Origin of the sequence: Bradyrhizobium sp. BRP22, from assembly GCF_020194175.1 — a bacterium.
GTDB lineage: Bacteria > Pseudomonadota > Alphaproteobacteria > Rhizobiales > Xanthobacteraceae > Bradyrhizobium.
Map to the genome: position 1 here is coordinate 54185 of NZ_JADYVX010000024.1, position 12660 is coordinate 66844.

General features: G+C 64.1%; 7 protein-coding genes. 1 reads left to right on the top strand and 6 read right to left on the bottom strand.

Annotation, left to right across the window (positions count from 1 at the left end):
- Window positions 1-135: 135 nt before the first annotated feature.
- Complete coding sequence (locus tag I6F35_RS26010) at window positions 136-1794, bottom strand: NAD(P)/FAD-dependent oxidoreductase (protein WP_225120512.1); 1659 nt, start codon at window positions 1792-1794, stop codon at window positions 136-138.
- Between the two features lie 557 nt (window positions 1795-2351).
- Here I6F35_RS26010 and I6F35_RS26015 point away from each other — a divergent pair.
- Window positions 2352-3872, top strand: coding sequence for an acetyl-CoA acetyltransferase (locus I6F35_RS26015; protein WP_225120513.1), 1521 nt, complete (start codon window positions 2352-2354; stop codon window positions 3870-3872).
- Window positions 3873-3929: 57 nt separating this feature from the next.
- Here I6F35_RS26015 and I6F35_RS26020 read toward each other — a convergent pair whose 3' ends face one another.
- From I6F35_RS26020 to otnI, 5 genes are all read right to left on the bottom strand, one after another.
- The gene (locus I6F35_RS26020; RefSeq protein WP_225120514.1) at window positions 3930-5126 is read right to left on the bottom strand and encodes an efflux RND transporter periplasmic adaptor subunit; all 1197 of its coding nucleotides are present in this window, start codon (window positions 5124-5126) and stop codon (window positions 3930-3932) included.
- Entirely contained in the window at window positions 5116-8295 is a 3180-nt protein-coding gene (locus I6F35_RS26025) for an efflux RND transporter permease subunit (protein WP_225120515.1), read from the bottom strand. Before I6F35_RS26025 ends, I6F35_RS26020 begins: the two co-directional genes overlap by 11 nt.
- Before the next feature lie 292 nt (window positions 8296-8587).
- Window positions 8588-10279 (bottom strand): methyl-accepting chemotaxis protein, encoded by a 1692-nt coding sequence (locus tag I6F35_RS26030; protein ID WP_225120575.1) that lies wholly within the window; start codon window positions 10277-10279, stop codon window positions 8588-8590.
- 188 nt (window positions 10280-10467) lie between these two features.
- Window positions 10468-11745, bottom strand: a complete 1278-nt coding sequence (gene otnK, locus I6F35_RS26035) for a 3-oxo-tetronate kinase (RefSeq protein ID WP_225120516.1) — start codon at window positions 11743-11745, stop codon at window positions 10468-10470.
- Window positions 11742-12524, bottom strand: a complete 783-nt coding sequence (gene otnI, locus I6F35_RS26040) for a 2-oxo-tetronate isomerase (RefSeq protein ID WP_225120517.1) — start codon at window positions 12522-12524, stop codon at window positions 11742-11744. Before otnI ends, otnK begins: the two co-directional genes overlap by 4 nt.
- Window positions 12525-12660 lie beyond the last annotated feature (136 nt).

Consider the following 12660-nt stretch of genomic DNA (forward strand, 5'->3'; position numbering starts at 1 on the left):
GGCTCCAGCGCGGAAGGCGCGACTATTAGCTCAAGGCGCAGGGTCGGCAAAGGCGCGCATGCGCCGTGCCCACCCTCCACAACTGCATTGGATATGGTGGGCGCGCCTGGCCTTGCACACCCTCCGAAAGTGCACTCAGGACGCGGCCGCCCGCTGCCGCTGCTCCGCCGCCGTCATCGCAAAACCGTCGTAGCCCTTTGCTGCGACCTCGTTGCAGATCTGCCTGTAAGGTCCGACGCCGCCGATATAGGGCATGAAGATCCGCGGCTTGCCGGGAATGTTGGCTCCCATGTACCAGGAATTGGCCTGCGGATAGAGCGTGGTGTGGGCGACCTCATTGACATGCGCCACCCATCTGTCCTCGGCCTCGCTGGTCGCCTCCATCGTGTCGAGCTCGTGGCTCCGCATGTAATCGAGGCAATCGCTGATCCAGTCGACATGCTGCTCGATCGAGACGATCATGTTCGACAGCACGGACGGACTGCCGGGGCCGGTGATGATGAAGAGATTCGGAAAGCCCGAACTCATCAGGCCGAGATAGGTGCGCGGTCCCTCCGCCCATTTCCGGTTCAGCGTCAATCCGTTGCGGCCGCGAATGTCGATCTTTGCCACTGACCCCGTCATCGCATCGAAGCCGGTCGCCAGCACCAGCGCATCGAGTTCATAGTCGCCTGCCGCGGTGCGCACGGAATTTTTCGTGATCTCCTCGATCGGGTTGGACTTGATGTCGACCAGCGTCACATTGGGGCGGTTGAAGGTCGCGAAATAATCGGTGTCGATGCAGATGCGCTTGGAGCCGATCGGGTGGCTGTTCGGCTGCAATAGTCTTGCCGACTCGGGATCCTTGACGATCTCAGCGATTTTTTCCCGCACGAAGTTCGCTGCCGTATCGTTGGCCGCCTTGTCGAGCGCGAGATTGTTGTAGGCCGACATGAACGTAAGGCCGCCGCGCTGCCAGCGCGCCTCGTATTTGGCGCGACGTTCGTTATCGCCGTCATCGAGCGCGCCGCGATCGGGCAGGTCGGTATAGATGCCGTTGCGCGCCACCTCCCGCTCGATGCGCCGGATTTCCGGATAGTTGGCGCGAAACCATGCGCGTTCCTCCTCCGTCAGCTTGGCGTTGCGCGCGGGGATCGAGAAATTCGCGGTCCGCTGGAACACGGTGAGATGGCTCGCCTGCTCGGCGAGCACAGGAACGGATTGAATCCCGGATGAACCGGTGCCGATCACGCCGACGCGGAGCCCAGTGAAATCCACCTGATCATGCGGCCAATGGCCGGTGTGATAGACTGGGCCCTTGAAGCTATCGAGGCCCTTGATGTCCGGCTTGCGCGCATTCGACAGGCAGCCGGTGGCGAGCACGACAAACTTGGCGGTGACGGTCTTGCCGTCGGACGTGGTCACCGACCAGAGATTGCTGGTCTCGTCGAACACGGCGGCATCGACGCGGGTGTCGAACTGGATGTCGGGGCGCAAGTTGAAGCGATCGGCGACGTGGTTGGCATAGCGCAGAATCTCCGGCTGCGGCGCGTAGCGTTCGCTCCAGTCCCATTCCTGCTGCAGCTCCTCGCTGAATGAATAGGAATACTGCATGCTCTCGACGTCGCAGCGCGCGCCGGGATAGCGGTTCCAGTACCAGGTACCGCCGACGCCGCTGCCCTGCTCATAGACCCGCGCCGTAAAGCCGAGGCCGCGCAGCCGGTGCAGCATGTACATGCCGGCGAAACCGGCACCGACCACGACAACGTCGAAATGCGCGGCAGGATTGCCGGACGCGGATGGCGAGAGGGACATGGGGTAGGCTCCCTGAAGATTCTTTTCGTTGTCGGCCAGCATTCTCCGCGACGCGCCAAAGCGCAAGAGACAAAGCGTGCGGTGATATTCTGTCCCGTGGAAAGCCGCTTGCCCCTCATGGTGAGGAGGCGCGCAGCGCCGTCTCGAACCAGGTAGGCCGAGATCTCGCCCGCGGCTCATCCTTCGAGACGGCCGCTACGCGGCGCTCTCAGGATGAGGGTTGTACTTGTTGCTGCGCTTGGCATGCGCACCCGTTCTGCGCTAGCGTCACAAGCCTTCGCATTCAAAAAGAACAGCAGCGTGAAACTGCCATAGGGAGAGAGAACGCATCCATGAAATCGCCGATTCGCGACATGCGAGAAGAACATCACCTGGAAAAGCCTGGAGCAGCAGATCTCGCCCGCGCATCGCGACTTCACCCGCAGCCTCCTGCGGCCGGCGCCGTCTCGAACCATGTAGGCCGGGATCCCACCCGGGGCCCATCCTTCGAGACGCCGCTACGCGGCTCCTCAGGATGAGGTCTGTGGGTTAGCTCCAGAAAGTGAAATCCAGCATCAATGACCACTATACCTGTTAGCATCCCCGAAGACCGCATTCCCGTCATCGTCGGCGTCGGCGAAATCGTCGACCGTCCCAAGGAGATCGCCGCCGGCCTCGAGCCGCTGGCGCTGCTGGAAGAAGCGCTCAAGCGCGCCGAGGCGGACAGCGGCGCAAAACTGCTTGCCGACATCCAGTCACTTGACCTCGTCAATTTCCTGAGCTGGCGCTATCGCGATCCGGAGAAACTGCTGGCCGCACGACTCGGCATCAAGCCGGCGCATCTCTATTACGGCCCGGTCGGCGGCGAGAGCCCGATCCGCTATCTGCATGAAGCGGCGCAGCGGATCGCGCGCGGGGAATGCAGCGTTGCGGCGGTCTGCGGCGCCGAAGCGCAGTCGACCGCGACCAAGGCCGAGCGCGGCGGCGTCGCCCTGCCCTGGACGCCGTTTGCGCATGATGTCGAGGAGCCGAAGCGCGGCGCCGCATTCCAGAAGCCGCTGGCGGTGAAGCTCGGCGTGTTCAGGCCGATCACGGTCTATCCGCTCTATGAGTCCGCCACCTCGGCGCATTGGGGCCAGACGCCGCGCGAGGCGCTAGCGGAGTCGGGGCAACTATGGTCGACCTATGCAAGCGTTGCGGCTTCGAACCCGAATTCGTGGCTGAAGAAACGCTTCGCACCGGAAGAGATCACCACGCCCACGCCGGAGAATCGGCTGATCGCCTGGCCCTACACCAAGCTGATGGTCGCCAATCCCACCGTGAACATGGGCGGCGCGCTGCTGCTCACCAGCCTCGCCAAGGCCCGCGCGGCGGGTATCCCCGAGGATCGGCTGGTCTATCCGCTCGGCGGTGCGTCGGCGGAAGAGCCGCGCGACTATCTCGTGCGCGACCAGTTCTTCGAGAGCCATCCGCAGACCGCGGTGCTCAAGGCGGTGATGGACCTGGTCGAAGGCGACGGCAGTAAGTTCGACGCGATCGAGCTCTATAGCTGCTTCCCGTGCGTGCCCAAGATGGCACGCCGCACGCTCGGCCTGGGCGCTGACGTGCAGCCGACGGTCACCGGCGGGCTCACTTTCTTCGGCGCACCGCTCAACACCTACATGACGCACGCCGCCTGCGCGATGGTGCGCAAGCTCCGTGATGGTGCCAGGCTCGGCCTGCTCTATGGTCAGGGCGGCTTCGTCACCAAGCATCATGCGCTGGTGCTGTCGCGTGAGGCACCGAAAGAAGCGCTCGAGCAGGATACCAGCGTGCAGGCCGCGGCCGACCGCAACCGCCGAAAGGTGCCCGACTTCGTTGCCGAGGTCGCGGGCAAGGGCAAGGTCGAGAGCTTCACCGTGATCTACCGCGGCAATGGCGAGGTCGAGCACGGCGTCGTCATGTTGCGCACCGAGGACGACCGCCGCACGCTCGGCCGCGTGCCGGCGCGCGATGGCAAGACATTGGCGCATCTGTTGAGCATGGACCGCACGCCAGTCGGCAGCACGGGCGATATTGTCATGGCAAATGACGGCGTGCCGGAGTGGCGCGTGGCGTAGGGAATCGCAGGGTGGGCACAGCGCAGCGTGCCCGCCTCACGCGACGACGTGAACGCGTTAGCCCTTCACGTCCTGCTTTTCGGAGGCTGTGGTTGGCTTCTTCGGGCCGCCGCCGACCACGCGGACCTGGTCGCCGTCGTTGATGCCGTCGGGCGGGGCGATGATGATGCGGTCGTCGGCGGTAAGGCCGGAGGCGATCTCGATCTCCCTGCCGAGGTCGCGCGCGATCGTCACCTTCTTGAACAGGATCTTGTCGTCGGGGCCGACGGTCGCAACGCGCAGGCCGTTGCCGTCGAAGATCAGCGCGCTGGCGGGGATGTGCAGCGGAATGGTGTCGCGCTGCAACGTCAGCTTCACATTGGCATAGCCGCCCGGCATCAATTCGCCGCTGGAATTGTCAAGCGCGAGTTGCATCCGCGTCGTCCCCGAGCTGACGTCAACGGCCTGCGAGGAGGTTTCCACGGTCGCCGTGAAAGTGCGGTTCGGATATTCGGGCAACGTGATGACGGCCTTGGCGCCCATCTTGATCGACGGCACGAAATTCTGCGGCACGTTCACATAGACGCGCAGCTTGGAAATGTCGGAGACGATGAACATCGCCGGCCCCGCACCGCCGCCCGCATTGATGAGCGCGCCGACGTCGGTATTGCGCTCGGTGACGACGCCGTCGAAGGGCGCGGTGATCTTCTTGTAGCCGGCAAGCGCTTCGAGCCGCTCGACATTGGCCTGGCCGGAATTGACGGCGGCTTTCTTGTTGGAGAGGTCGGCGGTGCGCTCGTCGATCTCCTGCATCGAGACGAAGTTGGAGGCAAGCAGCGACTTGCGCCGGGTCAGCGTCGCCTCCGACAGTTTGGCGCTGGCCTGCTGGCTCGCGAGATCGGCCCTGGCCTGCAGCAATTGCTGGTCGAGATCGGGCGCCTCGATCTCGGCGATCACCTGCCCGGCCTTGACGCGGGCGCCGATGTCGACGCTCCAGCTCTTCAGGTAACCCGATACGCGTGCGAAGATCGGGGCGCGATAATAGGCCTCCAGCCGGCCCGGCAGGTCGATGGTGGGGTTGAGCACCTTGGCGCTGGGCGGCGCTACCGCGACGCTCGGAATGGCCTGATTATCGGTCCATTCCTTCAGCTTGGTGCCCTGCTCCTCGCGGGCACGGATGCCGGTGATGACGACGAGGACGAGACCGACACCGGCGGCAAGCCCGAAAATGCCCAGTTTCCAGCGCGAGACCGGCGGGCGTTGTTCAGTGGGCATGCGACATCTCCGGTGCGGCGGCGGCGCTGGCGCCTTGCTTCTTGTGTACCATACTAAAGACGACGGGAACAAACATCAGCGTCGCGAACGTTGCAAAGATCAGACCACCGATCACGGCGCGCCCGAGTGGCGCGTTCTGCTCGCCGCCTTCGCCCAGGCCAAGCGCCATCGGCGCCATGCCGATGATCATGGCAAGTGCGGTCATCAGCACCGGCCGGAATCGGACGAAGCCAGCCTCGAGCGCGGCGGCAATGGGATCACCGAGTTGCTCGTAGCGCTCGCGGGCGAAGCTGATGACGAGCACGCTGTTGGCGGTGGCGACACCCATGCACATGATCGCGCCTGTCAGCGCCGGCACCGACAGCGTGGTCTCGGTCGTGAACAGCATCCAGACGATGCCGGCGAGTGCCGCCGGCAGCGCGGTGATGATCACGAACGGATCGGACCAGGACTGGAAGTTCACGACGATCAACAGATAGATCAGCACGACAGCGCCGAGCAGGCCGAACAACAGGCCGGAGAACGCACTGTTCATGGTCTGCACCTGGCCGAGCAGCACCACCGAGCTTCCCTTCGGCACGTCCTTTGCAGTCTCGGCGATCAGCGCTCGCACGTCCGCGGCGACCGCGCCGAGGTCGCGGCCCTGCGGCGTGGCGTAGATCTGCACCATGGACTGGATGTCATATTGGGAAACGACCGCACTCGAGGTCGAGCGCGTGATGTCGGCGATGCCGCCAAGGATCGGCGACTGCGGGTTGTTGCTCGCGGTGATCGGCAGCGTCTGCAGCGCGCTCAGCGAGTCGATCTGGTATTGCGGCGTCTGCATCACGATCGAATAGGACACGCCGTTATCCGGATTGAGATAATAGGTCGGCGCGACCTGCGAGCTGCCGGCGAGATTGACGACCAGGCTATTGGTGACGTCGCGCTCGGTCAGCCCGACATATTGCGCGCGGGTGCGGTCGACATCGATGTTGAAAGTCGGGTTGTTCGGCGACTGCTGGATGCGCGCATCCGCAATGCCGGGAATGCGACGGATCCGGCTCAGCAGCTTGTTGGCATAGGCGAAATTGGCGTCGAGATTGGCGCCGCGGATCTGCAGATCGATCGGCGCAGGCGCGCCGAAGTTCAGGATCTGGCTGACGATATCGGCCGGCAGGAACGCAAAGCTGATGCCGGGAAACAGCCGCGGCAGTTGCTCGCGCAGTGCCTGGACATATTCCTCGGTCGGCCTGTGGCCTTCCTTCAGCTTGACCTGGATGTCGCCGTCCTGCGGGCCGATGACGCCGGTGTTGTTGTAGGTCATGTTGATGCCGGAGATCGGCATGCCGATATTGTCGGCCAGCGTCTCGATCTCCTCGGGCGGGATGATCTTGCGGATCGCTTTCTGCACCTCGGCGAGCTGATTGGCGGTCTCCTCGACGCGGGTGCCGACCTGGGTGCGGACATGCATCAGGATGTTGCCGGCATCGACCGACGGAAAGAAGTTGCGTCCCAGGAACGGCACCAGCAGGAACGACACCGCGACGAAGCCGAGGAAGCAGGTGACGAAGACGGCCCGGTGACCTAGCGCCATCGCCAGCAGGTCGCGGTAGCCGCGCCGGATGCGCTCGAACCGCGCCTCGAAGCCACGCTGGAACAGAACCAGCGGATTGCGCGTCGGCGGCAGCCCACCCTCATGGTGCACATGGGGCTGCAGCAGATATTTCGCCATGGTCGGCACCAGCGTGCGCGACAGGATGAACGACCAGATCATCGCGAACATCACCGCTTCCGCCATCGGCACGAACAGGAAGCGCGCGACGCCGCTCAGGAAGAACATCGGCACGAACACGATGCAGATGCAGAGCAGCGACACGAAGGCCGGGGTGACGATCTGGTTGGCGCCGTCGAGAATGGACTGTTCGACCGGCTTGCCCTGCTCCAGATGGTAGTTGATGTTCTCGATCGTCACGGTGGCGTCGTCGACGAGGATGCCGACCGCGAGCGCCAGGCCGCCGAGCGTCATGATGTTGAGGGTCTCACCGATTGCCGACAGCATGATGATGGCGCCAAGCACCGAGAGCGGGATCGAGACCGCGATGATGATCGTCGACCGCCAGCTCCCGAGGAACAACAGAATCATCACGCTGGTGAGCAATGCGGCAATCACGCCTTCGAAGGCGACGCCGGTGATGGCGCCACGGACGAAGACCGACTGGTCGCCGATGAAGCCGATCTTCAGCGCGTCCGGAAGCTGGTCCTTGACGTCGATCACCTTCTGCTTGATGCCGGCGATGATATCGAGCGTCGAGATTGCGCCCGCCTTCAGCACCATCATCAGGACCGAGCGGTTGCCGTCGACATGGACGATATTGGTCTGCGGCGGATTGCCGTCGCGAACGGTGGCGACATCCCGCACATAGACCATGGCGCCGTTGACGGTCTTGATCGGCAGATTGCCGAGATCCTCCATGCGAAGCGGCGAGTTGTTGAGCTGGATGTTGTATTCGAACTGACCGATCTTCTGCGTACCGACCGGCGTGATCAGATTTTGTGCAGCGAGCGCATTGGCGACGTCCTGCCCTGACAGGCCGCGCGCTTGCAGCGCGGTGGAATTAAGGTCGATCTGCACCTGACGCTGCTTGCCGCCGAACGGATAGGGTATGGCGGCGCCGGGCACGGTGACGAGCGGCGTGCGGAGCTGATTGATGCCGATGTCGGCGAGGTTCTGCTCGGTCAGCCCCTCACCTGACAGCGCGACCTGGATGATCGGCACCGTGGACGCGCTGTAGTTCAGGATCAGAGGCGGCGTTGCGCCCGGTGGCATCTGCTTCAAGAGCGTCTGCGAGATCGCCGTGACCTGGGCGTTGGCGGTGCGGATGTCGACATTCGGCTGGAAGAAGATCTTGATGATCCCGAAGCCGTTGTAGGAGTTGGCGACGATATGCTCGATGTCGTTGACGGTCGTGGTCAGCGCGCGCTGAAATGGCGTGGTGATGCGCCCCGCCATCTGGTCCGGCGGCAGGCCGGTGTACTGCCAGACCACTCCGATCACGGGAATTCGGATGTCGGGAAAGATATCGGTCGGTGTGCGCAGGGCGGCGAGCGGTCCGACGATCAAGAGAAGCAGCGCGAGCACGACGAAAGTATACGGCCGGCTCAGCGCAATACGGACCAGTGCAATCATTGACGAGTTATTCCCCGGAACCCGTGAAATAAACGGATTGGCGCCCCTGCACCCAATTCGCTCGCCGATTTACCGAAAAAAGCGCGAAAAGCCAACTTCGGGTGAGAAATCCGCGTTCACATCCTCGACATACGTGATTGATCGGGCCGGCCGCGGACCAAGTCGCAGCATTTCCTTCCAATCGCAGTGGACTCGATAGGGCGCTTTCACGCACACGATCATGCGCCCGTTTGTTTCGTCCCACGGCGCCGTGTCAACAGACGGCGCCGGCTCTCGTCGAGCTCAGCGGCGCCTATGCCGCCCGCACCGAATCCAGGAACTTGCTGACCTCGACCTTGAGGCGGCCGCTGTCGCCGGACAACGCCTTCGCGGCCGAAAGCACCTGGGTAGACGCCGAGCCGGTCTCGGTCGCGCCGCGCTGCACGTCGGTGATGTTGGCCGAGACCTGCTCGGTGCCCTGGGCAGCCTGCTGGACGTTGCGGGAGATTTCCTGCGTGGCCGCGCCCTGCTCTTCCACCGCCGCGGCGATCGTCGAGGAGATTTCCGACAGCCGCTCAATGGTGTTGCTGATTTCCTTGATCGCGTTCACCGAGTCCTGGGTCGCAGCCTGGATGCCGGTGATCTGCTGGCCGATCTCACCGGTCGCCTTCGCGGTCTGCTCGGCCAACGCCTTCACCTCGGAAGCGACGACCGCAAAGCCGCGGCCGGCCTCGCCGGCGCGTGCCGCCTCGATGGTCGCGTTCAGCGCCAGCAGATTGGTCTGGCCGGCGATCGTGTTGATGAGTTCGACGACGTCGCCGATCCGGGCGGCCGCTTTCGAGAGCTCGCTGACGCGGTCGTTGGTGCTGCGGGCCTGGCCGACGGCATCGCTTGCCATGCGCGCCGATTCCTGGACCTGGCGGCTGATCTCGGTGACGGAGGACGACAGCTCCTCGGTTGCCGAAGCCACCGATTGCACATTGGTGGACGCCTCTTCCGAGGCGGAGGCGACCGCGGTGGTCAATTCCTGCGAACGCGTGGCGGTCGAAGAGAGGGTGCCGGCCGCAGCTTCGAGCTGGGTCGAGGCGGAAGAGACGGTCTGGACGATCTCGCCGATCATGGTCTCGAAATTGCGGGTGATGGCGTCGACCCGACGGCCGCGCTCGATCTTGGCTTCCGCATCGGCGGCGGCGGCTTCGTCGGCAGCCTTCTTGGCGATCAGCGCTTCCTTGAACACCTGGAGCGTGTCGGCCATGGCGCCGATTTCGGTCTTCTCGCCCTGGTGCGGGACTTCGGCGGTCAGGTCCCCATTTCCAAGCGCCTGCATCGGCTTGACGATGGACGCAATGCCGGCCGAGACGTCGCGGATGAGCAGGAAGCTGACGACAGCGCCCGTGACCACCGCGGCCAAGAGAATGAAAGCGAGCATCACGAAGGCGGAAGAGAAGTTGTCGGCGGCGTCCTGCGCGGCCTTGTCGGCACCCGTGTTGTTGAGGTTGATGTCCTTGTTGAGGATATCATCGGCATCGAGCCCGATCTTGTTCACGGTCTTGCTGTTCAGCTCATGCGCGTCATGCGGGATCTTGCCGACGTCCCTCCGCGACAATGCCATCACTTCTTCGGCGCCTTTCTTGTAGCGCTCCCAGATCTCGGCCCATTGCTTGTAAAGCGCCCGCTCCTCCGCCGAGGTGATCATCGGCTCGTAAGCCTTGCGAGCCTTGTCGTTGGCGTCGACAACCGCGGCCAGGGTCTTCTCCTGGGCCAACTTCTCATCGAGTGTTTCCGCGAGCATATGCTCGCGGATCACGTTGCGGTAAGTGATGACACTGGCGCGCAGCTCGCCGAGCACGCGCACGCTTGGCAGCCAGTTGGTCGTGATGTCGACCGTATTGGCATTGATCGCCCGCATGTTGCGGACCGCCAGCAGCCCCATGCCCGTCATGGCAACGAGTAGCAGCGCAACGACCGTGATGATCTTGGCGCGGATCGAATACTTGGCGAACATGTCGGGGAATCTCTTGGCGTTGGGCGTGTCGGGCACGCCGTGTGATGCAAGGTGCTTGGGGTTGACCGAATCGAAGGAGGCCGTGCCGGCGATCAAACCGCGCAACGTTCTGAGGTCGCGTTAATTTGCCCCTCCGTAAAGTTACGGTAGGCAAAAGACGTCACTAACAGATGAACGGCGCGATGCGATCAGCGCATCAGCGCAAGCGCGTCCGAGAAGAATTGCGGGCCGCCGAAATTGCCTGATTTCAAGGCAAGCAGCATCTCGCCTTTGCTCGCGCCGACCGCACGCAGCACCGGCACGCCGGCGGCGATCTCAGCGCCGACGAGGAAGCCTGGAATTCGCAAACGATCGACCACGGCGCCTGACGTTTCACCACCAGCGACCACCAACCGACGCACGCCGTCGTCGACGAGGCCTTCCGCGATGTCGGCCATCGCCTGCTCGATGGCATGCCCGGCTGCATCACGGCCATGACGGGACTGCAGGGCTGCGACCTCATCGGGCGTGGCACTGCTGGCGATCAGCACCGGACCTTCACTGACCCGGTCGCGCGCCCAGGCGAGCGCGCGGCGGACTTCGTCCTTGCCGGTCACGATCCGCTCGGGGTCGAGATGCAGCACCGCCATGCTGCGCTCGGCGTTGGCGATCTGCTGCAGTGTCGCCTGCGAGCAGCTTCCGGCGAGACAGGCGGCAGGGCCGCCGACCGGCGCCCCGGCCGCAGCACTCGCGGCCTCCGGCCTGACCTTGGCGGAGCCGACCAGCGCCCGGGCAAGGCCGAGCCCGATCCCGGAGGCGCCGACCGACACGCGATGATCCAGCGCCACGGTGCCGATGGTGCCGAGGTCGCCGTCGAACACGGCATCGATGATGGCGGCGCCGAAGTCGCCGGCGGCGAGTTCGGCAAGACGCGCGCGAACCGCGTCCGGGCCGCGCGCAACGGTGGCAAGATCGACCAGCCCGACCTTGGTCCTGCTCTGGCGGGCCAGCACCCGCACCAGGTTCGAGTCATGCATCGGGTTGAGCGGGTGATCCTTGAGCGGGCTTTCGTTCAGCGGCACCGCGCCGACGAACAGATTGCCCTGGTAGACGGTGCGGCCAGTTTCCGGGAAAGCCGGCGTGACCAGCACGATACTGTCGCCGGAATCCTCGCGCAGCGCGTCCATTACCGGGCCGATATTGCCGGCATCGGTGGAATCGAAGGTCGAGCAGATCTTGAACAGGATGTGGGAGGCGCCACGGCCGCGCAGCCATTTCTCCGCCGCCCGCGAGCGCGCAACCGCCTGGCTCGCCTCGATCGAGCGGCTCTTCAGCGAGACCACCACCGCATCGACCTCGGGCAGAGCGAGATCGTCCGAGGGCACGCCGATGGTCTGCACCGTGCGCAGGCCGGCGCGGGTCAGCGTGTTGGCGAGATCGGAGGCGCCCGTGTAATCGTCGGCGATGCAGCCCAGCGCCAAAGTCATGCTCTTGCTCCGGCGTAGGGCTTGAACCAGCCGAGACCGTCGGTGGTCTTGCCGCGCGGGTTATACTCGCAGCCGACGAAGCCGGCATAGCCGAGCCGGTCGAGCTCATCGAACAGGAACGGATAGTTCAGCTCCTCTCCGTCAGGCTCGTTGCGCGAGGGGATGCTGGCGATCTGGACATGGCCTGTGATCGGCATCATCTCGCGCAGCCGCATCGTGACGTCGCCATGAATGATCTGGCAGTGATAGATGTCGAACTGCAGCTTCAGGTTCGCAATCTTCAGTTCGTTGATCAACTCGCTGGCAAAGCCGAAATCGTTGAGGAAATAGCCGGGCACGTTACGCGGATTGATCGGCTCGATCACGACGTCGAGGCCGTGCGGCGCGAAGAACTCGGCGGCCCATGTGACGGATTTGTAAAACGCCTCGACCGCCCGGCTGTCGCTCCTTGCGGCGATCCCCGCCATCAGGTGCACGCGCTTGACGCCAGTCGCCTCCGCATAGGGCAACGCCGTGGAAAGGCTCGCCTTCAGATCGTCAAACCGCTCCGGCAGCGCCGCAAAGCCTTTCTCGCCGGCCGCCCAATCGCCCGGCGGCAGATTGAACAGCGCCTGCGTCAGGCCGTTTCCGCGCAGCCGCTCGCCGATCTGCTGCGGTGGATGGTCATAGGGAAACAGGAACTCCACCGCGGTGAAGCCCGCTTTCGCCGCGGCCTCGAAACGATCGAGGAACGGGACCTCGTTGAACATCATGGTGAGATTGGCGGCAAAGCGGGGCATTGACGGTCCTCTTTCTTATCGTGCGGCCCTAGCTAGCACAGTTTTGCGCCACCCGCGCGTCGTATCAACCCCCGGAGCGTGCTGGATATTCGCATAGATGCATAGCATGGAAAAAGCGCGGCCCCCCCCGGAAGGA